This window comes from Aliihoeflea sp. PC F10.4 (assembly GCF_054612275.1).
Genome location: NZ_JBTSWH010000002.1, coordinates 138,462 through 164,705, shown reverse-complemented (window position 1 = coordinate 164,705; position 26,244 = coordinate 138,462). Strand labels below are relative to the sequence as shown.

At 56.6% G+C, this 26,244-nt stretch carries 20 protein-coding genes and 4 pseudogenes; 13 read left to right on the top strand and 11 right to left on the bottom strand.

The genetic code is table 11. The features are described from left to right. Together ACX82Z_RS22775 and ACX82Z_RS22770 are read left to right on the top strand one after the other, a co-directional pair. Nucleotides 1-556 (top strand): annotated as a pseudogene (locus ACX82Z_RS22775) (IS6 family transposase); the annotation flags it as partial. 255 nt (nt 557-811) lie between these two features. Beyond that, nucleotides 812-1,462: a TetR/AcrR family transcriptional regulator gene (locus tag ACX82Z_RS22770; RefSeq protein ID WP_459912184.1), complete on the top strand. Its 651-nt coding sequence runs from the start codon at nt 812-814 to the stop codon at nt 1,460-1,462. 251 nt (nt 1,463-1,713) lie between these two features. Here ACX82Z_RS22770 and ACX82Z_RS22765 read toward each other — a convergent pair whose 3' ends face one another. Beyond that, entirely contained in the window at nt 1,714-2,847 is a 1,134-nt protein-coding gene (locus tag ACX82Z_RS22765) for an acyl-CoA dehydrogenase family protein (protein ID WP_459912182.1), read from the bottom strand. 160 nt (nt 2,848-3,007) lie between these two features. Between ACX82Z_RS22765 and ACX82Z_RS22760 the strand changes: the two genes are divergently transcribed. Further along, nucleotides 3,008-4,444 (top strand): TetR/AcrR family transcriptional regulator, encoded by a 1,437-nt coding sequence (locus tag ACX82Z_RS22760; RefSeq protein WP_459912181.1) that lies wholly within the window; start codon nt 3,008-3,010, stop codon nt 4,442-4,444. A gap of 27 nt (nt 4,445-4,471) precedes the next feature. Here the strand turns inward: ACX82Z_RS22760 and ACX82Z_RS22755 are convergent, their stop codons facing one another. Then, complete coding sequence (locus ACX82Z_RS22755; protein WP_459912179.1) at nt 4,472-5,449, bottom strand: MBL fold metallo-hydrolase; 978 nt, start codon at nt 5,447-5,449, stop codon at nt 4,472-4,474. Nucleotides 5,450-5,856: 407 nt separating this feature from the next. Further along, entirely contained in the window at nt 5,857-7,212 is a 1,356-nt protein-coding gene (locus ACX82Z_RS22750) for an IS1380-like element IS1247 family transposase (protein ID WP_006473457.1), read from the bottom strand. Nucleotides 7,213-7,761: 549 nt separating this feature from the next. Here ACX82Z_RS22750 and ACX82Z_RS22745 point away from each other — a divergent pair. After that, on the top strand, nt 7,762-8,913 hold the full coding sequence (locus ACX82Z_RS22745; RefSeq protein WP_459912178.1) for a CaiB/BaiF CoA transferase family protein: 1,152 nt from the start codon (nt 7,762-7,764) through the stop codon (nt 8,911-8,913). 104 nt (nt 8,914-9,017) lie between these two features. On the opposite strand, the gene ACX82Z_RS22740 is transcribed toward ACX82Z_RS22745, so the two are convergent. Continuing rightward, the gene (locus ACX82Z_RS22740; RefSeq protein WP_459912176.1) at nt 9,018-9,968 is read right to left on the bottom strand and encodes an NAD(P)H-dependent flavin oxidoreductase; all 951 of its coding nucleotides are present in this window, start codon (nt 9,966-9,968) and stop codon (nt 9,018-9,020) included. 151 nt (nt 9,969-10,119) lie between these two features. Between ACX82Z_RS22740 and ACX82Z_RS22735 the strand changes: the two genes are divergently transcribed. The 7 genes and pseudogenes from ACX82Z_RS22735 to ACX82Z_RS22705 form a co-directional block, all read left to right on the top strand. Further along, nucleotides 10,120-10,908 carry an ABC transporter ATP-binding protein gene (locus tag ACX82Z_RS22735; RefSeq protein WP_459912174.1) on the top strand — a complete coding sequence of 263 codons (789 nt, stop codon included), beginning with the start codon at nt 10,120-10,122 and terminating at the stop codon, nt 10,906-10,908. Then, the gene (locus ACX82Z_RS22730; RefSeq protein ID WP_459912172.1) at nt 10,908-12,872 is read left to right on the top strand and encodes an AMP-dependent synthetase/ligase; all 1,965 of its coding nucleotides are present in this window, start codon (nt 10,908-10,910) and stop codon (nt 12,870-12,872) included. Before ACX82Z_RS22735 ends, ACX82Z_RS22730 begins: the two co-directional genes overlap by 1 nt. Next, nucleotides 12,869-13,753 (top strand): branched-chain amino acid ABC transporter permease, encoded by an 885-nt coding sequence (locus ACX82Z_RS22725; protein ID WP_459912170.1) that lies wholly within the window; start codon nt 12,869-12,871, stop codon nt 13,751-13,753. Before ACX82Z_RS22730 ends, ACX82Z_RS22725 begins: the two co-directional genes overlap by 4 nt. 4 nt (nt 13,754-13,757) lie before the next feature. Next, nucleotides 13,758-14,810 carry a branched-chain amino acid ABC transporter permease gene (locus ACX82Z_RS22720; RefSeq protein ID WP_459912169.1) on the top strand — a complete coding sequence of 351 codons (1,053 nt, stop codon included), beginning with the start codon at nt 13,758-13,760 and terminating at the stop codon, nt 14,808-14,810. Nucleotides 14,811-14,864: 54 nt separating this feature from the next. Next, nucleotides 14,865-16,085, top strand: coding sequence for an ABC transporter substrate-binding protein (locus ACX82Z_RS22715; RefSeq protein ID WP_459912168.1), 1,221 nt, complete (start codon nt 14,865-14,867; stop codon nt 16,083-16,085). A gap of 56 nt (nt 16,086-16,141) precedes the next feature. Further along, nucleotides 16,142-16,933 (top strand): ABC transporter ATP-binding protein, encoded by a 792-nt coding sequence (locus tag ACX82Z_RS22710; protein WP_459912166.1) that lies wholly within the window; start codon nt 16,142-16,144, stop codon nt 16,931-16,933. An 81-nt stretch (nt 16,934-17,014) separates the two neighbouring features. Next, nucleotides 17,015-17,118: pseudogene (locus tag ACX82Z_RS22705) on the top strand (IS5/IS1182 family transposase); the annotation flags it as partial. Nucleotides 17,119-17,512: 394 nt separating this feature from the next. Here the strand turns inward: ACX82Z_RS22705 and ACX82Z_RS22700 are convergent. Beyond that, nucleotides 17,513-18,727, bottom strand: a complete 1,215-nt coding sequence (locus tag ACX82Z_RS22700; protein ID WP_459912164.1) for a phenylacetate--CoA ligase family protein — start codon at nt 18,725-18,727, stop codon at nt 17,513-17,515. Nucleotides 18,728-18,740: 13 nt separating this feature from the next. Then, nucleotides 18,741-19,535, bottom strand: a complete 795-nt coding sequence (locus ACX82Z_RS22695; protein ID WP_459912162.1) for an enoyl-CoA hydratase/isomerase family protein — start codon at nt 19,533-19,535, stop codon at nt 18,741-18,743. A gap of 337 nt (nt 19,536-19,872) precedes the next feature. Between ACX82Z_RS22695 and ACX82Z_RS22690 the strand changes: the two genes are divergently transcribed. Then, nucleotides 19,873-21,111, top strand: coding sequence for a thiolase family protein (locus tag ACX82Z_RS22690; protein ID WP_459912160.1), 1,239 nt, complete (start codon nt 19,873-19,875; stop codon nt 21,109-21,111). A 141-nt stretch (nt 21,112-21,252) separates the two neighbouring features. Next, on the top strand, nt 21,253-22,026 hold the full coding sequence (locus ACX82Z_RS22685; RefSeq protein ID WP_459912159.1) for an SDR family NAD(P)-dependent oxidoreductase: 774 nt from the start codon (nt 21,253-21,255) through the stop codon (nt 22,024-22,026). Between the two features lie 23 nt (nt 22,027-22,049). Here the strand turns inward: ACX82Z_RS22685 and ACX82Z_RS22680 are convergent. From ACX82Z_RS22680 to ACX82Z_RS22660, 5 genes and pseudogenes are all read right to left on the bottom strand, one after another. Then, a pseudogene (locus ACX82Z_RS22680) lies at nt 22,050-22,150 on the bottom strand (IS6 family transposase); the annotation flags it as partial. A 75-nt stretch (nt 22,151-22,225) separates the two neighbouring features. Beyond that, nucleotides 22,226-22,699: pseudogene (locus tag ACX82Z_RS22675) on the bottom strand (IS6 family transposase); the annotation flags it as partial. Nucleotides 22,700-22,855: 156 nt separating this feature from the next. Then, nucleotides 22,856-23,722, bottom strand: coding sequence for a TniQ family protein (locus ACX82Z_RS22670; protein WP_459911989.1), 867 nt, complete (start codon nt 23,720-23,722; stop codon nt 22,856-22,858). Next, nucleotides 23,719-24,600, bottom strand: a complete 882-nt coding sequence (locus ACX82Z_RS22665) for a TniB family NTP-binding protein (RefSeq protein ID WP_459911988.1) — start codon at nt 24,598-24,600, stop codon at nt 23,719-23,721. The genes ACX82Z_RS22670 and ACX82Z_RS22665 overlap by 4 nt, the downstream gene beginning before the upstream one ends. A 12-nt stretch (nt 24,601-24,612) precedes the next feature. Next, on the bottom strand, nt 24,613-26,226 hold the full coding sequence (locus ACX82Z_RS22660) for a transposase (RefSeq protein WP_459911986.1): 1,614 nt from the start codon (nt 26,224-26,226) through the stop codon (nt 24,613-24,615). Between the last annotated feature and the right edge of the window lie 18 nt (nt 26,227-26,244).

Below are 26,244 nucleotides of genomic sequence, written 5' to 3'. Positions count from 1 at the left end.
ACTTCGACCAATCAGTAATCCTGGTGCTCGAACGGTTCAACCATCGCAAGCGACCCGTCACCCGTAAATGGCATGTCGATGGGACCTGTGTGAAGGTTCGCGGTCGGTGGGTGTATCTCTACCGCGCCATAGACAGCCTGGGCGGTACGGTCGGGTTCTTCTTCAGCGAACATCACAATCTATTGGCTGCCAAACGCTTTAACCGGAAGGCATACGCGCGCCATGGGCGACCGGAGCCCATCGTCATCGACGGCAGCCAGACCAATCACGAGGCGATCATTGCCTGAGATGGCGAAAGCCGCTTGCAAAATCGATCACGACGATTGCTGAAGTCAATCTGCATCCGGCAAAGCCAATATCTAAACAACCGCATCGAGCAGGACCATCGCCGTATCAAGCGCCGGGTACGTTCCATGCCGGGATTCAAATCAATTGTCAGCCCGCGACAATCCTGTCCGGGATCGAAATGGTTCACATGATGCGCAAACGACAGGCGAGGTACACCTGCAATCCAGCGCCATCACTCGTCGAGCAGTTTGAAATCCTCGCCGCCTGAATATCGTATCTGATCAGCTTGTTCATCCAGATGAAAAGTTTGCAACAAAGCCAGCAGGCCAGCGCTCTCACATCACAATCGATCCATCGATCCCGGGACACGCTCTAACCTCGTGAAAAAGATCGTGTTCTTTGTTTGACGACCCGGACAGTGAATTTGACATATGATTTAATCTGTTGAATTAGTCTGGCCGGAGATCCGCTGGTATCAGGTGCATAAGGTCCAAGGCAGGCGGACGGCACAAGGAGAGAGCTATTGGTAAAACGTGGCCGCCGCACATCGGCCTGGAAGAACGCGGCTCCCAGCCGTGATCAGATTTTTCAGTTCAAGCGAACCGCCCTGTTTCGGGAAGCCGCGCGAACTTTCTCCGAGCGCGGCTATCGTGACACATCCCTCGACGATGTGGCCAAGATGCTCGGCGTGACGAAGTCGGCTTTATACTATTACGTCAAGAACAAGCAGGAACTCCTGTTTGAATGCCATCTCCTTGCCCAGAATCTGGGCGATGTTGCGCTCGAACACGCACGCACACACGGCACTGATGGGCGCACAAAGGTGACCCTTTTCTATCAGAAATATATCGAGTTGGTGACCGGCGAGATGGGGTCGTGCGCGGTGCTGACAGAGTTCAGTGCGCTTGAACCGGAAAATCGTGCCATTATCGGTCGGCGCCGGGACAAATTTCAGGCCGAGTTCAGTCAGTTCTTTGCCGAGGGCAAGGAAGATGGAAGCATTCGCGGTATCGATTCGCGCATGACTATATTTTTGTTCATGGGCGCGATCAACTGGCTGTCGCACTGGTTTCGTCCTGACGGCCAGCTGAGCGGAGAAGAAATCGCCCGCCAGTTTGCCGATCTCTTCGACAGTGCAATCAAGGCGCCAGCATCAGAGCAACAGGGCACCTGAAGCACAACGTGTTTTCAGGTTGCCGACTCGTTTGATCCTATATGCTTCCATTGATCATATCCGGGGATCAAACGGTCTGAAACACTCATGACCTTCTCCAAAAAATCTGACTTTCCTGTCCTTTGTGCGTCCGATTGGACGCACGGTGCTCTGGGCGGTGGAAAGTCAGATAATGGTCAGGAACCTATGGGCCCTAAGCGAACGGTTCGTGCAGGAGCCCAATTTCTTTGAGCCCATTTGTCCCCGATGTCTCAACCTTCACGGATGCGACGTGCGATGATCAGCCTCTGGATATCACTAGTGCCTTCGTAAATCTGACAAACGCGGACATCGCGGGCAATCTGCTCGACACGGTAATCATTGAGATAACCGTTACCACCATGAATCTGGATGGCGTCCGAGCAGACGCGTTCTGCCATCTCGCTGGAAAAGAGCTTTGCTACCGATGCCTCGCGAACACATTCCTTGCCCTCATCATAAAGCCGAGCCGCATTGAAGGTGTAGACATGGGCCAGCTCGATCTGGGTGAACATATCCGCCAATCGAAAAGCTACCGCCTGATGGTCGAAAATGGCGCGGCCAAAGGCGTGACGTTCCTGTGCATAGTTTAGTGCTAGATTGTAAGCGGCGCGGGCCATGCCAATTGCCTGTGCCGCAATCGAAATACGACCATCGGATAATAATTCCATTATCAATGGCAGGGCCGCACCAATGTCACCCAGTTCAGCGCCGTCGGGCACAAAGCATTCATCAAAGTGAACCTGAACTGTGTCCGACGTCACCTGGCCCATTTTGCGTTCCTGCGAGCCGATCGACAGGCCTTTGGTGCCCTTTGGCACGAGGAAAAAGCTTTTTCCTCGAGAGCCCGCTCCCGGATCAGTGACCGCAAGCACAATAATCAGCCCGGCACGCGCGCCATTCGAGATGAATTGCTTGGAACCGCTGAGAACCCATCCCCCCTCGATACGGGTGGCACGGGTCTGCACCGCCGATAGGTCCGAGCCAGTCGAAGGCTCGGTCAGGCAAACCGCACTGAGGGTTTTGCCGGTTGCCATGTCAGATAACCACTTGTCTTTCTGATCTGCCGATCCGATCCGTGAAACCATCAAACCCGCGCCGATATTATGCACATGCACAAGCGTCGACAGTCCACCATCGCCGGCCGCGATCTGCTCTATCACGGCGATGAAGGTCGATAGGTTGCATCCAGCCCCGCCATATTCCGTCGGCAGCAGCATTCCGAACAGCCCTAACTTGCCCATGTCGGCAATCACATCGTCGGGTACCTGCCCCTTCCGGTTCCATTCAACAGAATTTGGAGTAATCCGCTCTTCGACAAAGCGCTGGGCTGCTTCTACCAGTCCATAATCAATTATTCCGCTCATTGTAATTTCCTCCATTTGTGTGATGTCCGGCACAGGATATTTATAATTTACTTAACAGTAAATACTATGACTTAGAAAATTACAATATGACTTTTCAGTCAGTTTAATCCGTAAGGCCGTTCCAGAATGCCGCCGGTTCACTTGTGTCAATGTCGGTCAAGTGGCAGGCTATGCGGATGGTCAGCAGAGCAAAAATCAGGATATTGACCGGCACAGAACGACGAACTTATGCTGCAACAGCAAATTCGCTGATGTCTTGGCCATGAAGGAGCGCTTAGTGCGGCGTTGGAAAAATGCTTTTCAGACTGGCGATGAGATATATCGCCTGAAGCGCAGCGCCGTGCTGCGCGAGGCGGCGCGGATCATCGGGCAGCGCGGATTTCATAACACATCACTCGATGATATTGCCGAGACTCTCCAGGTCGCCAAGGGCACTCTTTACAATTATATCAAGGACAAGCAGGAGATCCTTCACGAAACTCACATCATGGGGCTTGATCTCGGCGATGAGGCCGCCATTTTTGCTGACCAGGTTGGCAAGACTGGCCTTGAAAAGCTCCGCGTCATGATCCGCTGCTATGCTGTCTGGATGTATGGTGAAATGGGCGTCGGTGGTGTGACATCTGATATTGATGCGCTGCGGCCTTCCGACAGGGAGAGTATCGTCTCGCGCAGGAACGCTATTGATAACAAGCTCATCAGCTATATCGAAGAAGGCATTGCCGACGGATCGGTTCATGCCGATAATCCCAAGATTGCTGTTTATACGATTATGAGCGCTATTAATGGCATCCCGACTTGGTTTTCCAGCAGCGGACCAATGTCAATCGAGCATGTTGTCGATATCATGCTCAATGTCCTGACGGGCGCGCTGGCGACATCGCCTGCTCCGGCTGAGCCCATTGAGACCATTTCCACCAGTGACGCCGTGGCGCAGGAGACATTGACGGCCCCGCGTTTCGATACGGTTCTGTTCTGGGGTGCCGAAGGAGCGCTGGCCAATATGGCCAATCTTGAATCGAGTGCCGGTGCCGGCTTCGTCACCGCCCTCAATGGCGATATCGGCAAATCAGGCTGGACCATCACCAGCAGTGCCGGTCTTGGCCGGACCAGAACCCCGCTGAACTGGACCTCGTCCTATTATTCCTCATTGCTGCTCGGCCATCAGTGGAACGGGCCGGCCTCGTATTTTTCTTTTTCTGCGGGCCTGCAACATCGAAAAAACAAGGAATATCCTGGCGGCAGCCCGACTGACGGCAAAGCCACAGGCTTGACTTTCCAGTATAATTTCGAAGCCAAGAAACCGGATGCGCCCTATTTCCATTCGTTCGGCTCTTACTCAAGCATCGAAACACAGCTCTATTTTCATGCCGGACTTGGCTATCAAATGAAGCGATTGCGGCTGGGCAGTGAATTCACTTTCTATGACAATTCTTCCAACCCGCCAGCCTTCCGCTATGGCATTTTTGTCGGCGCGGCCCCATTGATTAAAAACCTGAATGTGACGGTTTCAGCCGGATATCGGCGCAAGGCAGGCGAGCCTGACGCCCTTTATACGACAACCAGTTTCACCTTGCCCCTGAAGCTGCGGCCGTGACCAATGCATCGCCGGAAGGGCGGGATTTCAAGCAATGCCGGCCTTGAGCATCCCGCCTTCTTCGCGCCAGACCAGCGCACCATCGGCGATCAGGCGGTTGACATGGGCATGCGTTTCGCTGAACGCAAAACTGAGCTGATGCGGATCAAGCTCGCGCCGGAACAGGAACGGCACCAGTTCGGCAACGCTCCGATCGTTCTGCCGGCAGGCTTCGACCAGCAGGTCACAGCGATTATGATGATGGTCGGCCAGTTCACGACAGCGATCATGCAGGCCATAAAATGGCAGCTGATGCCCCGGCAGCACGAATGTATCTGCTGGCAAATCCTGCTCAAGCCTGGCCAGGGAACGCAGATACAGACCCAGCGGATCGCCATCCGGCTCGACAGCCCAGACGCTGACATTGGGTGAAATCCGGGCAATCACCTGATCGGCGGCCAGTAGCAATTTATCCTGCGGTGAATAAAGCATGATCTGCTCGGGCGCATGCCCGTCACCCGACAGCACCTCGAAAACGCGGCCTGCCAGCACCAGCCGGTCACCGGCAACCAGCCGGCGGAATGTCAGCGGCAGGGAGGCCACCATATTCAGATAGGAATGACCCTGCGTGGCAACCAGCGCCGCCGTTTCACGCATCATGCCGTGGCGACGGTAGAAATCATAATGGTGCTGCGCCTCGAAAGCCCCCGGATCAAGCGAGATGTTGAGACAGCCGAGATAGCTTGTCTGGCTCGTCAGCAAGGGTGCATCGAAGCGCTCGCACAGCCAGCCGGCAAGGCCGATATGGTCTGGATGGTAATGGGTGACGATGATCTTGGTGATATTCCACCCTGCCAGCGGGCCGGCAAACAGCGCCTCCCAGGCAGCGCGGGTATCGTCATGGGCAATGCCGGTATCAAGGATTGCCCAGCCGCCATCATCCTCGATCAGATAGACATTGACATGGTCGAGCTGGAACGGCAGCGGAATACGCGCCCACAAGATGCCCGGCGCAATCTCACGCACCTCGCCCGGCCCCGGCGGCTCGGAATATGGAAAGCGAAGCGTGCCGGCGGCCGGTGCCGCGCCTGTCGTTGTTGTGCTGGTCTCAGACAAGAGCTGGAATCCTTATTTACAGTCCGGCAGCTGGCTTTCATGCGGATTAGCATCCTAGTGAAAACCTTGTTCCCACTTTCGGGAGACATGCTTTAACCTGCATTCCCCAAGTGGCGTGTCGTTTGAGGTGAAGATCGCCTGTATCCGAGCGCTAGACAAGGATTTTCTGCCGCAAGCGGCACCTGCGGTCGCGCAGACTGCTGGATCTGGACGGATCAGACCGCGAAGCCGCTGTTTCCTTGCCCAGGGGCGGCGTTTTTCAGCGCAGCGGACAGATCTGTCCAGCCGCTTTCGTTCAGTTTGAGCGTGGATCGCGATCATGCGCATAGCGGTGGCGCTCGCAATCGGCGGATAGCGGCGAGGATGGCGCGTACCATCGTGCCGGTGACAGCGACCTCGGCCAGCTGGAAGGTGATGGTGCGGGCGTGACGGACCACACGTGCCCCGATCTTGATCAGCTTCAGTTGCAGGCTGGTCAACGACCAGTCGGCCATGGCCTCGGGCAGCTCGATGCAGCGCAAGAAGGTGGCCAGGTTGTACGCCAGGGCGTGCAGTTGCAGCCGCACCTCATTGTCGCGGAACTTCCGGCACGACAGCCGCGTCCAGCGAAAGGCGTATTTGCCCTCTTTGATGTGCTGCTCGGCGGTGCCGCGCTGGTTGTAGAACCGCACCACCCAGTCCGGCTCCATCGGCAGGTTGGTGACGATGAAGCCGACACGCGGGAACAGTTCGCCCGGATGCCATTCGATCTTGGCGATCACCCGGCGTTCCTTGTCCCAGGACGCCGCCTGATACTCGAATTCCTCGAAGAACCGCTTGACCTTGGTCAGTGACGGCCGCCCGACAGGGCGCGTTAGCCGATGCGCGATCTTGTCCTTGAGGACCGCGTTTGCGGGCAGCCGGATGGCGTAGAAGAACCGCGCTTCTTCCAATCGCTCATAGATCGCCGGGATCGCGTAGGCAGCATCGGCCCGGAAGAACCTGCCACCAAGGTCGCGCTCCGCGTAGCGCGCAATGACGGGGTCGAGAACATCACGCCAGCCATCGGCGCTGTGGACGTTGCCATGGCGCAGGGCGCAGCGTTCCAGCATCCCGAACTGGTTGAACAGAAAGTTGGGGTGATAGCAGCTACAGTCGAAATGGCCATTCCAGGCGGACCCTTCCTGGTCGCCATGGGTCGGGCTGACCGAGCTGTCCATGTCCAGAACGATGTACTTCAGCCCGTTACGGTCATGGAACCGGTCGATCCATTGCCCGTTCAGGTCGGCCAGCGCGGCACGGTTCCCGGCCAGAGCCAGCGTCTCGGTCTCGAACCGTCCCATCTGCGATGCCGAGGCCGCTTGTGCATCGACCGCTCTGCCGCCGACAACTTGGCGCATGACCGGATCGCAGGCGAGACGGTTGGCGTCGTTGACATCCTCGTATCCGGCCAGCCGCCCAAAGACTGATTGCCGGAACAGGCCGTCGAGCCGATGGACCGTGTTCTTGCCAGAGCGAGTATCGCGCAGCGCCGCTGACGCCAAATCGGACAACCCGAGCGCGTCATCAAGCTCGCGCATCACCAGAAGGCCGCCGTCGGAACTGAGCTGCGTGCCGCGAAATTCCAGCCGCACGCGAGGGTCGAAATCCACCCGATCTGCCCGTTGCAAGCCCGCACCCTCTGGGTGATCCATGAAACGCGCCCCTCGCAGCCTTCAACACCATGTTTTATATAGGAAATATAATGGTCAGGACAGCGAAATCAGCGCCTTACTTGGGAAATGTGGGTTGAGGTGCCGTGCTATCCGGATCTCCACGGTAACGAGAGCAGGACTGGCGGCAAACCGGGCAAACCACGGGCCAAAACAGCCACCTAAAGCGTGTTGCGATCTTTCAGATACTCCTGCCACGTTTAAACTCTTTGTTTTCACGCATGTCTTTATCCCGAAATCGGCTCCCCCTTTCGGGAAACATGCTTTCAGACACGTCCCCCCTGTGCGGCAAGGCGCACCCATAATAGCTGGGATAGCGTCCTGAAAGTTCATAGCCAGCCAATCATGGCAGCCACTATTTTTGGTCAAGCAACATTCGACCTTTCAAATGCAGCGCATCTCCTGACTCTATATTCACTTGATTGACGATGGAGACAGTGCTGGCTAGGGTGCATGGAATTCATGGACTGCACTGGGCAATCATGAAGGCCTGAAAGTGCATTCCCTAGCCTATCAGCAGGAGGAAGCGAAATGAGTAAAAAGGAGAGGCCCGGCATCTTCGAAGGCGTTACCGTCTTGTCGCTGGCAGAGCAACTTCCCGGTCCCTATGCCACATTGTTGATGGCGGATCTCGGGGCCGATGTCATTCTGGTTGAGCGGCCATCAGGTGGCGATCCGGCAAGGATGTTTCCGCCCTTCTTCAGGTCGATAAGCCGCAACAAGCGCAGTGTCTGCCTAGATCTCAAGACCGAGCAGGGCCGGACGCAGTTTCTTGATCTGACCCGCGAGGCCGATGTTGTATTTGAGGGGTTCCGTCCCGGAACGATGGATCGGCTGGGTATCGGCTATGAGGCGCTTCGAGAAGTTAATCCGCTGATTATATTTGCTTCAATTTCCGGATTCGGTCAGGACGGTCCTTATCGTGACCGCCCGGCGCATGACCTGTCCTATCAGGCAATTGCGGGTCATCTGTTCAATCAGATTGGCGTCGATCCGGTGGCCTTGCCTGCTGTTCCCTATGGCGATCTTGTTAGTGCCGTCTTTGCCGCGTTTTCAGTATCGGGTGCGTTGTTTGCGCGTGAGCGGACCGGCCATGGAACGGCAATCGACATATCAATGACAGATACACTTGTCTCGATCTTGACGCTTTACCTTGGACCGGCAATGAACGGCGCTTCTACCTTCTGGGCTTTTGCCGAGCCTGCTTATGGCGCGTTTGTCGCGAGCGACGGTGCTTCGCTAACGCTCAGCATTGCACATGAAGATCATTTCTGGAGCAGGCTATGTGCAGTTCTGGATATGAACGATGCCTGCGAGTTGAAGGCAGAGCAGCGCCAGGCCCGCTGCGATGAGCTTCGGGCGCGCATTGCAGCCGCGATTGCGACACGTCCTCGCAGCGACTGGCAGGATATTTTCGATAACAATAGTATTCCCTGGTCGCCGTTCAACGATCTGGCTGGCGTGATTCAGGACCCACATTTTCGTGCGCGCGGCCTATTCTCTGCATTGACAGCCCCCGGGGCAACCCCTGGGACAAGCCATGGCGCAGGTGAGGAATGGCACGTCAATCAACCGATCAAGTTCAGTGCTTATGGCTCTGGAGTCCGTCGCGCCGCGCCGGAGCTGGGGGAGCATTCATCTGAGCTTCTGGGAGAGAAGAAGGCTACGTCGGCCCGCGCCTGATATTTCTGATTGACGCAGTTGCTATCGTCGTTTTTCGGGAGGTTGCAATTGTTATCGTGTCGAGGAGATTGTGTAGAAACTTACCAATCTCCTCGAGCAAGTTTTTATGCTGCCTCAGGCCTGTCCCTTGCGCGTGAAGCTTCATAGTCCTGCTTCAGCCTGTCGACCAGTTGATCGACGCTCTCAACGCTCTGAACATCGCCAACGCCGTGCCCGGCACTCCAGATATCACGCCATGCCTTCAGCGCGCTCATCTCTTTGAGCAAATTGAAGCCATCGGGCTGCTCTCCGCTGTGATCGGCGATATTCGCAAGGCTTTGGCGCAGCATATTGGCCGGGATGCCGGTCACCTTGTCGGTCAAGATAACATCATCAGCGCTGCTATTGATCAGCATGTCCTGATACAGCTCATTAGCCAGACTCTCGCGCGTGGCGATGAAACTAGTCCCGATATAGGCGAAATCGGCACCAATATGTTCCGCTGAGTGGATGTAGCGGCCACGCGAAATGGCACCTGCGAGCACGATCGGGCCGTCGAAGAATTCGCGGACCGCGCCGACAAAAGCAAACGGGTTCAGCCAGCCGGTGTTGCCGCCAGCTCCGGCACACAGAAGGATAAGGCCATCGACGCCGGCTTCTGCGGAGCGGCGCGCATGTTTAAGCGAGGCCACGTCAGCCAGAACCTTTCCGCCATAGGCGTGGACCTTCGCCACGACAGCGGACGGGTTTCCGACACTCGAGATCACAACAGGTACTTTGTGGCTGACAACAAGCGCCAGATCTTCCTCAATGCGTGCGTTCGACGCATGCACGATCAGATTGGCGGCAAACGGTGCGTGACCGGCGGTCTCTGTGGTCATTTGCCCCAGCCACTGGTCGAGTATCCCGGGGGTCCTGGCATTGAGCGTCGGAAAAGACCCGATGACGCCGGCCCGGCTGCAGGCGATCACGAGATCAGGCCCGGAAATCAAAAACATCGGGCCAGCAATGACCGGAATAGACAGGCGGGATCGCAGTGAAGCCGCAAGGTCAGGGTTTCCAAATCTGGTTGCCATAAATGTCCTCCGCAATGTCGTAATGTGCACCGTAGATTGACATAGTTCTACTTTTGAGTAAATTAAATATCCAGTCAGTCAGTAGATGATTGAGCGGGGCCGGGAGGGGGTCTGCGTACAAAGCAGTGATCCGGGAGGAAATTTGGTGACAATGGCAATTCAACGTGCAGCCGCTACGCCTGTCCTGGCTGCGCATAACGTGCTCATGCAGTTTGGTGGGGTCAAGGCGCTCGATGGAGTGTCTTTCGAGGTTGCTCCTGATCAGCTTGTTGCTGTGATCGGCCCCAATGGTGCTGGCAAAACCTCCCTGATGAACTGTCTCAGTGGCTTCTACCAGCCACAGCAGGGCGCGATTACTTTCAACGGTGCGTCAACATCAGGCAGGAGCGTGCATCAGATTGCCTGTTCCGGTCTTGCGCGCACTTTCCAAGGTACCCACATTTTTTCCGGCATGACCGTGATCGAGAACATCATGATCGGTCGCCATATGCATATGCGCTCGACGGTCGCCGAGACTTTCCTGCATTATGGCCGTGCCCGTCGCGAAGAGTTCGAGCATCGCGAGGTGGTGGAAGAGATCATTGAGTTTCTTGAGATGGAGCCGATCCGCCACCGACCTGTCGGCACGCTCGGCTATGGCCTGCGCAAACGCGTCGATCTCGGCAGGGCGCTTGCCCAGGAGCCGAAGATACTCCTCATGGATGAGCCGATGGCCGGCATGAACACCGAGGAGAAGGAAGATTTGGCGCGCTTCATTCTTGACGTGCGTGAAGGGCGCGGAATTCCTGTTGTTCTGGTCGAGCATGACATGGGTGTCGTCATGGATTTGGCCGACCGGGTTGTTGTTCTGGATTTCGGACGCAAAATATCTGAGGGAACGCCAGCAGAAGTGCAGCGCGACCCGGCAGTCCTGAAGGCTTATCTCGGAGAAAACCGCTAATGTTTGCTATGCAGACTCTGCCCCAGATGCTGGTTGAGCGTAGTGAAACGCATTCCGGGGTGCTCGCCGAACGGCACAAGAAGCGCGGTATCTGGCGGGAATATAGCTTCGCAGATGTGCTGGAACGGGTGCGCGCTTTCGCGCTTGGCCTCGACAGCATGGGGGTGAAGCGCGGAGAGACGGTCGCCATCATCGGTGAGAACGAGCCCGAGAATTTCTGGAGCGAACTTGCGGCGCAGTCGCTCGGCTGCAAGGTCATCTCGCTTTATCCGGACTTGACGGTCGACGAAATCGACTATCTTCTCAATGACAGCCAGGCCGTTTGCCTCGTAGCGCAGGATCAGGAGCAGGTTGACAAGGGTCTTGCAGTGCAAGGTGCCGTGCCGACGCTGCGTGACATCGTTTACTGGGACAAGACCGGAATGTGGTCTTATCATCAGGAGCACTTGTCAACATTCGATGCTATCACTGAGATAGGCCACGCGCGTCATGTCGCCCAGCCCGGCCTGTTCGACGCCATCGTCGCCGAGGGAAAGCCGGATGATGTTGCAGTGCTATCTTATACGTCTGGAACGACAGGCCGGCCGAAAGGTGTCATTCTTACCCACCGCTACCTGATCGATAATGCGCACAGGGTCATGGATGCGGTGCGCATCAGGCCAGGTTCGGACTATCTGACCTATATCGCGCCGGCTTGGGCCACCGAGCAAATCATCGGCCTGACGCTTGGGATCGCGGTTCCCATGGTCATTAATTTTCCGGAATCGCCTGAAGATGTTCTGACGAATTTGCGTGAGATCGCGGTCGAGATGATGGTGTTTGCACCACGGCAGTGGGAAAGCCTCGCGGCGACCATTCAGGCGCGCATGCTTGATGCCGGCAAATTCCGCCGCCGTATCTATGATTGGGGTGTCAAGATTGGCCACAAGGTAAATGTCGCGCGTCTGGAGGGTCGTCACATTCCGCTCTCTGCCCGGCTTGCCTATCCCTTTGCTGAAGCATTGGTGCTGAAACCCCTGCGTGACAAATTGGGGCTGACGCGCATCAAGGTTGCTGTTTGCGGTGGCGCGACCATGGCGCCGGACGTTTTTCGTCTCTTTCATGCCATTGGCGTGCCGCTGCGCAATATCTATGGTTCGACAGAGATCGGTCTTCTCGCGATGCACCAAGGGGAGCGCTATGATCTTGAGACCGTAGGTCACTGGATGAAGCCACATCCTGAAGCGGGGCCAATGCTGGAATGGAAGATCTCCGATGAAGGCGAATTGCTGATCCGCGGAGGTTCATCCTTTCAGGGTTATTATGGCAAGCCTGACAAGACGACCGAGCAAGTTTCTGATGGCTGGTATCTGACTGGCGACGCGGTCTCCACATCAAAATCCGGGGAGCTTGTGTTCCTTGAGCGTATCAGTGATCTGAAAAAACTGAAGTCCGGTGAGAGCTTTCCGCCGCAATACATTGAGACCCGGCTGCGCTTCAGCCCCTTCATCAAGGATATCCTGACCCTCGGCGACGAGACGAAGAGTTTCATTTCTGCCCTGATCAATATTGATATGGAGGTGGTGTCGCGCTGGGCCGAGGATCGCAACATTTCGTATTCAACTTTTACCGATCTATCGCAGAAGCCAGAGGTCGGAGTGCTCATCCGCGAGGATATCCAGCGCGTGAACTCGTTTCTTCCTGAACATGCGCAGGTTCGACGCTTCGCCAATTTTCCTAAGGAACTTGACCCCGATGAGGGCGAATTGACGCGAACACGCAAGTTGCGCCGCGAATTTTTGACTGATCGCTACAAGGTACTGGTGGAGGATATCTATAATGGGGGTGAGGCGAGCGCGCTCGAAATTCCGATCACATATCAGGATGGCAGGCGCGGCACTCTTTCCGCACTCGTTCACATCCACGATGTCGACAATGATTTCAAGGTGGCAACGGCCCAGACTGCAAGAAAGGCCATCGCATGATTGAAGCACTCAACTACATGATCAACGGGGCACTCGTTGGTCTGCTTTATGCACTGATCGCGATGGGTTTCGTGGTAATTTATCGTGCCTCGAAAGTGTTCAATTTCGCGCAAGGTGAGCTGGTTATCTTCGGCGGTTTCATCGTCTGGTGGATGATCGTCTCACTTCAGATGCCGTTATGGATTGGCCTGCCGCTCGCCTTTGTAGTCGCTGCCCTGTTCGGCCTCGTCATCGAGCGTATATTTTTTTCCAAGCTGGTCGGTGAATCGGTCTTCGCCATGGTCATGGTAACGATCGGTCTGCTGATCCTGCTGCGTGGCCTGATACTTGTGCTCTTTGGACCGCAAGTGCGGCCGTTCCCGATTATTTTTCCGCTAAAGCCAATCTTCATCGGCGATATCCTGATTTCGCAGGCACTTCTGATCGGCGGCGCAATCACCATAGTCGTGGGGCTGGGGCTCTCCTGGTTTTTCAACAAGACGCGACCCGGTCTGGCGCTGACAGCCGTTGCCGAAGACCATCAGGTTGCCATCTCGATGGGGATCTCGGTCAAGCGATCAGTTGCCTTCGCATGGATACTCGGCTCCGTCCTTTCAACGCTTGGTGCAATCATTTTCCTGAGCGGCAAATCACTATCATTTCTTGCTTCCGAGATCGGTATCGCGGCGCTGCCGGTGGCATTGCTGGCAGGCTTCGAATCGATCGCCGGTGTGCTGCTCGCAGGTATCATCATTGGTACCATTCAGGGTCTCGTTACGGCCTATCTGGATCCAATAGTCGGCGGTTCCGTCGGTACAGTATTCCCCATGATCGTCATGCTTCTGGTCCTGTTCATCAGGCCAACAGGCATGTTCGGCTGGAAAACGGTGGAGAGGGTCTGACAAGATGGATCCCGCAGGTGTTTTTGCAACCAGTTTTGCTCGTGATCAGGCGTTCATAAGGACTGCCAAACAAGGAATTGCGCTGGCACTTCTTCTTCTGCTCTTGCTGGTCTTGCCCAGCCTGTTCAGCCCCCGCATTGTCGCGGTCGCCACAGCAATGCTCATAACTGTGGTTGTCGCGGTCGGTCTTCAGATCTGCACAGGATATGCCGGGCAGATCAATCTCGGTCAGGCAGCGTTCATGGGAGCGGGTGCTTATGCCACGGCGATTGCTGCCTCGACCTATGCCCTGCCATTCTGGATTGCCATCCCGCTTGGCGGCTGTGCTGCTGCTATCTTTGGTTTCGTCTTTGGATTGTCAGCGGTACGTATCAAGGGCTTCTATCTCGTTCTGACGACAATCGCGGCACAGTCCATCTTTCATTTTCTGGTGCTCAATCTCCCGCAATCCTGGCTTGGTGGCTCGAACGGCATGTCACTGAATCCAGCAGAATTCTTTGGCTTCGTCTTCGACTCAGACAGGTCGATTTATTACCTGTGCCTGATTATCACCATTGGCATGGTCGCAGGTGCTTACGGTATTGTGCGCAGTCGCCATGGCAGGGCTTTTATCGCTGTGCGCGATGATGATGTTGCATCGGGCATGATGGGTATCCCCGTCGTGCGCACCAAGGCGATGGCATTTCTTGTCGGTGCATTTTATGCCGGCGTTGGCGGTGGCCTCTGGGCCTACTATCTCCGCTTCGTCGCTGTCGACCAGTTCACCCTGTTCCACTCGATATGGCTAATCGCGATGATCATCGTCGGGGGCATCGGCTCGATAACCGGTGCGCTGATCGGCGTTGTTGTCATCACTGCAATCCGCGAGACCTTTATCTCGATAGGGCCATCAGTCATCGAGATGGCACCTTGGCTCGGAGGAGATGTCGTCTTTGCTGCACTCAATGTGTTCCTCGGCGGGACCCTCGCAGCCTTTCTGATTTTCGAACCCCGCGGGCTGATGCACAGATGGTCGATCATCAAACGGTCTTACCGGCTCTGGCCTTTTCCTTACTAATGAATCGCAAATTGTCTGGAAACTTAACAAATAATTACCAGGAGGAGACTACAGATGAATTTTTTTAAGAAATGGGTTTTTGCAAGTGTTGCAGCAGTCGCGATAGCCGCGCCGGCTCAGGCCGATACGACCTATAATATCGCCTCACTCGCTGATTTTACTGGCCCTTATGCGGACGTCATGAAGGATATGGCGGGTGCCCGTCATGCGGTCGTTGCCTGGTGGAATGCCGAGGTCGGCAAGGAGCTTGGTGTCACGCTGACAATCAAGGACTATGATCATCGCTACGATGCGGCGCAGGTTGCCAGCCTCTGGCCCGGAATCAAGGCAGAGATCAGCCCGATCTTTGCCCTTGGTCTCGGGGGCCCTGACGCTACGGCGCTCGCTGGTCGCCTTCCGAGTGATGGCATACCAATGATCATGTCGACTGCAGGCTATGGTTTCAGCTGGAACCCGGATCCTTGGGTGTTCAATCCGCGCGCGACCTACCCGCATGAAGCAATAGCCTTCTTCGAGTGGTACAAGCAGGAAAATAGCATTGAGGGGCCGCTGAAAATTGCTGTTATCTCTTCAGAAGCCTCGCCAGCCTATGTCGATATCAGCCGGGGTATCGAGAAATACGCTGACAATCACAAGGATCAGATTGAAGTCATTGAAACGATCTATACCGAAGTGCAGCCGACCGATCTTACCACCCAGATCAATCGCGTGCTGCGCGCCGGCGCTCAGCTTATCAGTATCAAGACCAACACTGCAGCTGTGGTCGCGGTAAAGCGTGCCTTGCAGGCCCTCGGTCGAACCGACGTGCCAATCGTCATGAGTTCACATAATGGCATCACGGCCTCGGCTAGTGCCATTGGTGATCTGCTTGAGCTTGAAGGCGACTTCGAGGTCTATGGCATGGCAGCTCCGACCGATGAGGACACAGCACCCAAGCAGTTCTACGACAAGCTGAAAGCCGAGTACGGGATGCAGGGAGGGTGGACGATCCCAACCATCATGGGGCTTAATCAAGCCATCGTTGGGGTCCGCGGTCTCGAAGCAGCAATCGAGAAAGTTGGAGCCGACAAAGTGACCGGTACCGATCTGCGCGAGGCGTTGCTCTCCACCACGATCACCAGCGACCAGACCTTTGGTATCCTGCCGGACTTGACCTACACCAGCGAGGCTCCTTTTCCGACCACCGGCATCACGGTCAATATCAGTACGGTAAAGGATGGCAAATATACCATAGCTGCCAGCAATGTGCCGGTTCCAACCGTCGAAAAGTGGTGAAACAGGACCGAGGCGGTCGGGCGTAAGCTCGACTGCCTCGCGATCAGGGAGGCGACATGCTTGAGCTTAGCAACATCGAGGTGATTTATTCTGACGTCATTCTGGCGGTCAAGGGTGTGTCGATGCGAGTCAGCGCCGGTCAGTGCGTAACTCTTCTGGGAGGAAACGGTGCTGGCAAGTCAACGACGCTAAAATCAATCTCAAACGTGATCAAGACTGAAGACGGCAAGGTCACCTCGGGGAGTATCCTGTTCGAGGATAAGCGCATCGATAATGTCGAGCCGGAAGACATTGTCAGGTCGGGCATCATCCACGTAATGGAAGGCCGCCGGGTGCTCAAGCACCTTACAGTAGAACAGAACCTGCTAATTGGTGGCCATCGTGAACCTTCGCTGAAAGCAGTGCGCGATAAGCTCGACGAGGTCTATTCTCAGATTGGCAGACTCAAGGCCCTGAAGGATCGGACCGCTGGTTATCTTTCCGGCGGCGAGCAGCAACTGGTCGTCATCGGACGTGCCATGATGGCCCGCCCCAAACTGATGATGATTGATGAGCCATCTCTTGGACTTGCGCCCCTCATGGTTGATGAGGTCTACGCACTTCTGGCCAGTCTTAAGGCTTCCGGGATGACGCTGCTTTTGGTCGAGCAGAATGTCCGTGTCGCGCTCGAACTTGCTGATTATGGCTATGTCATGGAAAACGGCCACATCGTGCTTGAAGGAACTGGTGATGAGCTGCGCGCTAATGAGGATGTCCGTGAGTTCTATCTCGGCCTGAATCTTGATGGCGGGCGCAAGAGTTATCGTGACATCAAGCATTATCGGCGACGCAAACGCTGGCTTGGATAGAGCAATTCCAGGAAAAGTGTATAGCAGTTTTCCGTCAGGAATTGTGTAAATACAAAGAGTTAAGGCGTGGCGAGTGAATTTGAAAGATCGCGACACGCTTTAGCAATCGGCCGCTCGCGAGGAGGCAGATCGACAAAAACCATGCTGTTTTTGATAATCGCGCCCGCCCCCTCGCGCTCAAGATAACGCCGCGGCACCCCAGCCGCCCAGTCGCCTGTTCGCCGCCGACACTCATATGACAGCACTGCTCTGCGCGCCTTCCTCATCGCGCGCGGCACCGAACCGGTGATCCCCAACAATCCGACGCGAGCGCATATTCTGCCGTCTCAGGGATTGGAGATGCGTTGCCACCAGACACGACAAGCTCGCAATCAACTTCGCCGCAACATGCATCTGGTGAGCTTGATTGAGTCTCGAGCCTAAAGCATGTCTACTGAAAGCGGTTCCTGCTTTAGGCAGACATGCTCTACCTGTCAGCGTGGCAGGCTGTTTCCAGCCCCCCCCGCAAATGCCCCGGACAAAAAGGGTAAGTAATTTCGGGACATTTCACTGCAAACCCGGCTCATTCCCGGGCGGAAATCAACAAGCAATGTCCTTGTGATCAACGACGAGGGGTGCATCATTGGTGATGGCTTCGACGATATTGATATGATCTGCCCTGAGACGGGACAACTCGCCGAACCGCTCGGCAGCCTTCAGACTGACCTCATCAGGGTTGCTGTTCTCATTGAGCACAAGGTTCAGTGTAACCTCCTCGCGGTGCAATGATCGCGTGACCACGGCCTGTGCACGCGCAATGCCGGGAACAGCTATCACAAGGTCTTCCAGCTGACGCGGATAGATGAAAATCTCGCGCGCCTTGACCGCCTGGCCGACGCGCCCCTGCAGCATGGAGATACGGTGGACGGTTCCATCCGGGTGAAGTGCGCGGGCGATAGCCACGTCACCTGTGCCGAACCGGATCAGCGGCCAGCCAGGGGTCAGCGTTGTGACCACGATTTCACCGGGTTCTCCGGCCGGCAAGGGTTCGCCAGTTACCGGGTCGCAGATCTGAACGATGCGGTCGTGATGAATTTCATAGCCTTCTTCGCCTTCCCTCTCGAAACCAATGATGCCAAAATCGGCAGTGGCATAGACCGAGAAGGTACGAATTCCGTAGCGCGCCTCGATTATTCTGCGCTTTCCCATCCAGTCGCCAAACTCGCCGCCGAGAAGTGCTGATTTTACCTTCCATCCTTCTGGCAGTGGATGGCCCATTTCCTCGATGGTTTCAGCTAATTTGAGAAAGAAGGCGGTGGACGCGCAAATGCAAGTCACGTCGAGATCAAGGACGATCTTTGCCTGCATCTCGCTTCCGCCGGTGCCGGCAGGGATCACGCTTGCCCCGACATTGCGCAAGCCGTCATCCAGCACCAGGCCGGCGGGCACAAGATGATAGGACCAGGTGTTGAGAACACGATCTCCTTCTCCGACGCCTGCAGCCGCGAATGCCATGCCGAACCCAAACGGATCAGCGACGCCTTTGAACTGAGGCTCATTTATCGGCCCCGGCGAGACGAAGATGCGATCGATTTCCCTGGGATCAGCGGCAAGGAACCCGCCGAAGGGTGGATGTTCGCGCTGCCGGACGATCATGTTCTCCTTTTTGAACACGGGAATCCGCGCAAGAACTTCGTTGTCCACAAGCGCAGATGGCGCAACGCCCGCCTCGTCCAGGATCGCGCGGATAGCGGGAGCGCGATCGTAGGCGTGGATGTGGATATTTCTCAATTGCTTGAAGCGGTCATGCGTCATGGTATCTTTCCCCTCAGCGCCCGATGAAATTCGGCTTGCGCTTCTCTTCGAATGCAGCGAGCCCTTCCTTCATGTCGTGGCTGTGAGCATGCACTTCGCAAGCGAGCAATTCCAAGTGTAAGGCTGTGGTAGTCGGCTGTTCCAGACCGTCATCGACGAGTGACTTAACCCGGCGAAGTGCTAGCGGGCTTTTGCTGGAAAGTTTTGCGGTCAGCAGCTCGGTAGCTTTCAGAAGGTCGCCGTCATCGACCACCTCATTGACGAGACCAGCGGCTGCAAGATCATCTGCAGATACGGAATCTCCGGTAAAAAGAAGATATTTCGCGCGGGTTGGTCCGATCTTGCGTGGCAGGCGAACGGAGCCGCCACCCCCGGGCAGAAGCCCGAAATTAATATGCCCGTCGCCGATGCGCGCAGAGCGCGCCGCTATCACGAGATCGCAGCATAGAACCAGTTCGAGGCCGCCAGCGACGGTTATGCCGTTCACCGCGGCAATGACCGGTCGGGGGAATTTTTCGATCCGCTCCATCAGCCGCAGGACCGTATTAAGGAATGCTGTCAGGGCGTTTTCATCGCCGCCCGTAGTGGCGCGAACGAATTTTAGATCGGCGCCTGCGCAGAACGCTCTGCCACGACCGGTGAGCACCACAGCCTTGATGTCGTTGGCTTCAGCCCGATCCAGAGCCGCATTCATAGCGTCAACCATATCCGGGGTGATCGCATTCAGCGCGTCAGGACGGTTCAGGGTGATCCACACTGCTCCGTTGCGGGTATCAACAAGCGCACTTTGTTCCGGCTGGGTGTTCATCCAGGTATCCTCCGCAATTTGACTAATCAGACAAAAACTTTTGATTATATTTCATTCTAGATGATAGAGACTATTGTGCAAGCCCACTCACGGCATCCAGCTTCATTATATGCGAGTGAAAGAGGCATATTGCATGGCTTATTGAGTCTTTTCCGGGGTTGAGGCTTCGGCAAAATATTTGCTGCCGATCAGGGCGGTCGCCGAGAGAAAGGCCGCCGAGGATGCTATTGCATCATTAATTGTTTTGTCTTATTGGTCTAATGATTAATTAGTCAGTCATATCACGGATCTCTGAGTTGGAGATTGCAAGATCTGTTGTTTCTGGGGAGGAGATGGCGTGGAAGATATCTTTGTAGTCGGCGTCGGAATGACGCAGTTCGGGCGCATGCTGGACAAGAGTATCAAGGAGATGTCTGCTACTGCCGCTGGCGCAGCCATGGCCGATGCCGGCCTTGAGGCCTCCGCTCTTGATGCGGTCTATTTTGCCAATGCCACACAAGGCCACATGGAAAACCAGCACATGATCCGCGGACAGATCGTCATGCGTTCCATGGGTGTGGGCGGCATCCCTGTCGTCAATGTCGAGAATGCCTGTGCCAGCGGCTCAACTGCGCTCAACCTTGCGATGAACCATTTGCGGGCCGGTGAAGGCGACATCGCCATGGCGCTCGGCGCAGAAAAGATGTTCTCGACCGACCGGGCGCTGATGTTCGCGGCATTCGACAGTGGCTGGGAAGTGGCTGGCGACGCAGAAAACCGTGAGCGTCTGCTGGCGCTGGGTGAAGGAGTGGATGTGCCGGAGGGGTCGACCTCCGACAAGCCCTACAGCGTGTTCATGGATATTTATGCTGCTTTTGCACGGTTCCACATGAAGACGTTCGGAACGACGATGCGGCAGATCGCAGCGGTGGCTGCCAAGAACCATTCCCACTCGGTGCACAATCCCTATGCGCAGATCCGTGATCCCTATTCAGTTGAAGACGTGCTCAATGCACCGCCGATCACCTATCCGCTGACATTGCCGATGTGCTCACCAATCTCCGACGGGGCGGCAGCAACAATCCTTGCCACGAGGGAAGGAATGCGTCGATTTGGTATCGACCCGGCGCGTGCGGTCAAGCTGCTAGCTTGCGTCGTCCAGACTGGCAGCGACAGGAAGCCAGACCAGGTTGAGCAGCACTGCACGGCCCTGGCAGCAAAGCGCGCTTATGAGAGGGCCGGCGTCGGCCCGCAGGATATCAGCGTTGCCGAGGTCCACGATGCGACCGCGATGGGCGAGATCATCCAGATTGAGAATCTCGGCTTCTGTGACTTTGGTGATGGCGGGCCGGTATCCGAGCGTGGAGAAACTACGCTGGGGGGTAGACTGCCGGTCAATCCGTCCGGCGGGCTGGAATCGCGGGGGCATCCGGTCGGCGCAACCGGGCTGGCGCAGATCCATGAGTTGGTTGGTCAGCTGCGTGGTGAAGCCGGTCCGCGGCAGGTTCCTGACGCTCGCCTTGCACTGGCGGAAAATGGCGGTGGCTTGCACGGCATTGAGGAGGCTGTGGCCTGCGTGACCATTTTAGGTCGGTAAGGCGTTCTGCCGAAGGCCGTTGCCGGTTTCCAGATAGCAAGACGCAAAATCGAGGCGCAAATGCGTATCGAAGGAATTTGAGAGATCACGTCGCGCCTCAGGAGCGCGGGAATTCGAACATAGCATTTTTGGAGGATGGAAATGAATCTTGAAGGCAAGACCGCGGTTGTCACCGGCGCTGCGTCCGGTCTGGGGCTGGCCACCTGCATGGCGCTGCTGGAAGCCGGCGCCAATGTGATGGCGCTCGACAGAGACAAGACGCGTCTTAACGAAATGCCAGCTTCGGCTTCCGGCCGGCGCGCGCAAATCCATGTTACCGATGTCGCCGACAATGACAGCGTGCGTGCGGCCATCGACGCGACCATCGGGGCGTTCGGGGCGGTGCATGTTGCTGTGAATTGCGCCGGTGTCGCCGACGCGGCCAAGACGATCTCCAAGGGGGCAGCCTTCCCCTTTGAGGTCTGGCAGAAAGTCATTGATATCAACCTGACCGGCACATTCAACGTCATGCGCTACGCTGCGCTGGCTATGAGCAGGAATGAGCCTGACAAAGACGGTGATCGTGGCGTTATCATCAATACGGCCTCCGGCGCGGCCTCGCAGGGGCAGGTAGGGCAGGCTGCCTACAGCGCCTCGAAAGCCGGCGTGATCGGCCTGACGCTTCCAGTTGCGCGTGATCTGGCCGAGCATGCAATCCGCGTGGTTGCAATTGCACCGGGCCTGTTTGAGACGTCGATGGTTGCATCCATACCTGACAACGTCTCGAAATCGATCATTGAGCGCATGATCCTGTATCCCGAGCGGATGGGGCAGCCGCAGGAATTCGCAATGCTCGTCAAGCAGATCGTTGAGAACCCCTATCTCAACGCAACGACGATTTCGATTGATGCTGGCGCGAGAATGGCACCGCGGTAACCCTGCTCGTGGAGGTCAGTAAATTTCTGAATATCGCGATAGGAAACCGGGTAGCGGATATAAACAACACAGCATGAAGAATGACATTTTTGGGGAAATGGGCTCCCTTGAAATCCACTGTCATCCGCTACGACCCCATTCACTTACACGTACTGATAATGACATAGATCGCCACAAGTGAAAATTATGCGACAGAACCCTCGATACCAGGCATGATCACCCGCCGTACTGCATCATAAGACCGAAGCTTGTCGGTGATCATGATACGCGGTAGCTGGTCCTGTCTTTTCAGTAGCTTGAGCATCAATCGCTTTGCTGCCTTGGAATTTCGACGGCTCTGGACGAGAGCATCGAGAACAAAGCCGTCCTGATCGACGGACTGCCAGAGCCAATGCTTCTTGTCTCGAATGGTGACAACGACTTTGTCGAGGTGCCACTTGTCACCGAGCCTGCCGGCACAGCGCTTACGGATATCTTTGGCAAAATGCCTGCCAAATTTCTCTGCCCACAAGCGGATCGTCTGGTGCGAAACGATAATAGCGCGTGCGGCCAACATGTCCTCCACCCTGCGTAGGCTCAGTGGAAAGCGAAAATAGAGCCAAACGGCGTGGGCTATAACTTCGCCGGGAAATCGGTGGCGGCGATAAAGCGGGTCACGAACAGGTCTGATCATACCCAATCCTCGCATAGCCGGAGCGACTAACGGTTAATGTTACAGTGCCTCCGATGCTCATTCAAAGTGTTAGTGTCGCTTGGCAGTTAAACGCAAGAATGCGGCGGTTTCGTCGAAGATAGGCAGTTAATTGTGAGAATGTCTGCGTTCAGATTCTCAGATTAACTGCATCTGTGTCGAGTGTCTTTTACGGGCTGCGTTGACGAAAAAGGGCATTGCTTCTCGGTCGAAGCGATGCCGGTGCAATCCGAACGTGGATCGGCGCAACATGTAAAGCATTTCTGCTCCACCGGAATGCACCATCGCGACGCCTGCCAGGAGGGCAGGGCGGAGATGCAACGGCAGAATCGGGTTTTGTGGCGTTGGAAAGCTAGTGCATATTTCGGGAAGGAGTTCGTCGAGTTCCGGGATGATTTTTCCCAGTACCCTGAACCGCCACATTTCTTCTTCGCCCGGAAACGGAAGTACTGCTCGCCGCATCAGTAGCAGACGTACAATTCCAGCTGGCGATGCCCACGTTCTGATACCGCGCTCGGCTTCATCGTCGAGCAGCTTTTCGCCACGAAGAGCGGCAACACGATACTGCTGGAAAGGGGAGGGGAGTTCGCCCCCGCCGGTATGCCGGAGGTGGCTTCCACACAGAGGGCACGTGATGCGCCATCCCAGCAGCTGGCTTCGCAGGATTGGTGCCGGTTCCGCATGTCCCGGGTGGCAGTTTGTGCAGACCTGCGCCGGCTGTGAAGCGATCAGTCGACGCGATGATTTCGCGATATTTGCGAAGGTCTTTTGACGTAAGGAGGCCGACTCCGTGACAAACATGTCGGCCAGTCGGATTTCCTGATCGCTGCTCAGCTGGAGATCTACCGCCCGCAATGATGACGCTTCCGGCAGGCAATGCCGAAGCATCACGAGCGGTGGAACTGCGTAGAAAGCTGCATGCCGGCCGATCCAGGAGGACAGAAGTTCGTTGCAGTGGGGCGGCAAGCGCACCGGCAATTGCCGTAGCGGCGTGTTCTCAATCACGCGAATGCCGCCTCGGCATCGAACTCCGGCTCCCAGCACTCGACCGCTTCGTCGGTGGTTAGTTCGCGACCGCTTTCGATGGCGTCGACGGCGAGGCTGTTGATCATGTGGAAGATGTTGGCGGTGATACCCTCGGTGATCTGCAGGATCCGTCGCAGTGATTTCGGTGTAAGTACCGAGGGTCGACGCAACGGCGTATTGCGCAGGATCGATACTACCAAGGTTTCAAACTGTTCGTTCGCAGCCCACCGGCTCAACGTGAACTGCTCGAACCGCCGCGCAAGTTGGACGTCCCCGCTGATGGCTTCGCGTGCTTCGTTGACGCCGAAGCAAACGAGCGAGATCTGCAGACGATTGCTGAGGAAACGAAGAGTGTTCAGAACGATGCGCTGCTCGCGATAGGTTCCGGCGAGGATGTTGTGCACCTCGTCAATAACCAGCACCTGCACACCGATGGCCTCCATGATCCGCAATGCGGCCTGCTCCATCTGGGCAATGTCAGCACGCGGGCGCTGTGGCGCGCCGAGAAGGGTGAGGAGTTCAGCGTAGAACCGTCGTTCGCCCGGGCGGCTGGTCATTTCCATGGCTAGGACCGGCGTCGTCAACGTCCCCGTCAGCGGATTGAAGCTTGGAGGGTTCTGGTCCCGGAACCGCTTCATGATCATAGTCTTGCCCATACCGCTGTCGCCGTAGATCGCGACCGAAGGCATGCGCGTGCCTCGCGGGTGGTCGAGGAGCGCGCTCAGCCGGTCGAGCGCCTGCTTGGCTCTTGGATAAAGCACCCAGCGACGCGATCGTATCGCGCGAATGCGCCGCTCGTCCGTTTCGGCAAGCAGCGCGGCGGCGCTGGCAGTCAGGTGTGAGATTTTATCGTTCATATTCATTCCAGCTCAATCTGTATCCTCAACAAAGGGTACAGGTTTGCTGGAATCGACACCGCGGAGCGAGCCCCATTCCCGATCATTCACCTTCGATTTCGAAGACGCTTTCCCGCGTCGAGCGGCTGCCGTTTTCCTAGTTGCCGTCTCAACCAGCTCTCGCTGTGCGATAGCGGTGCGGACGATAGCGCGGGTGTCGACTTCGCGGCGGCCTTTCGCTAGAAGCGCGCGTCGGGCGGTCCCCGCCTCGTGTAGGGTGATAGAAGGCAGCGTCACATCGGCATAGCGAGCTTCCACGAAGTTTCCCGATGGCCGCCGAATGAAGATGCGCGCCATATCGCGTGGATCATATTTGACGAGTAGTCGCCGGTCTGAACGTCCGACGTCGGCGCTGAGCGCTGCCGACCAATAACGCAGACCGAACAAATGAATGCCAGTCGGCCGTAGAGTGCGCTCTTGCTCAGGCAGGAAGGTGAGCCAGAAGCGCAGCCGATCCTGTGGTAGCCGAAGCGGAATCTCGCCCTCGTGCTCCCGCCAGACAGCAATCGGCGGGCGACCCAGGGTACCATGGATTGATTGATGATAGGAGCCGACGATGTCGAGTGCGATGTACCGCTCGAGCTCACGCAGCGTCAGTGCCGCGTGCCGCTTCGAGTCGTACTCTCCCAGTTCCTGTTCGTTGCTGAATGTTGTCCCCGGCAGCAGGTGCAGCCTCCCCATCTGTGTGCCGATCAAGCGCTCGATGTGGCCGCCGAAGCGGGGTTCGCCCGGCGGCCGCCACTCGATCACCACGCCGGCATCCTCGCAACCTCTTTTGAATGCCCGGCTGCGGAAGTCGGCGCCGTTGTCGACATGAACAGTGTGGGGCAGGCCAGCCACGGGCCACGGATCCGTGATCTCGCGTTCTCGCAGCCAGGTCGACTTGTCGAAGACGGAATGCAACAGACACAGGCTGGTCGACAGCCGTGAAGGCGCCTCCATGGTGAGGTAGAACCCAGTCACCATACGGGTGCACACATCCATTGCCAACGTCAGCCACGGCCTGCCGATCGGCTGCCGTGTTTCCTCGTCAACGACAAAGACATCGGCTTTCGTATGATCAATCTGGACAACTTCGAGGGGGCGGGCGGCACTGAACGATCCGGGAACCGCCGTTGTCGCCTTGACGATCTTCTGTTCGCCGCGTCGCTTGGCACGGTTCTGAAGGTCTATGTCCACAAGGCGAGTGACGATCGTCCGGCGATGCGGCGGCTTCAGCCCAACAGAAGCACAGTTCGTCTGCACGTCCCGGACCAACTGCGAAACCGTCGGCCGTGTCTGCTTGAGGTACGATGATTTGATCGTCGCACGGACGATTTCCTCTCGCTGCTCATCCAGAGCACGATGACCCTCCGGCCGCCCACGTTTGCGGCCCACAAGCGACAGGACAGTCCCACCGGCGCGGAACAGCTTGATCAGGCGATAGGCTGTCGCCTGGCTGACATTCATCTCGGCAGCGAGTCCGGAAACGCCTGCTGCCGTAGTGCCGTCAGGATCGCACTTCAGGAATTCACGGATCGCGTCCGCCCGACGGCACGCCTCATCCCACAGTGCATCGTCAATCTCATCGGGGAATTGGGCGCTCATGGCAGGCTCGCGAGGAAA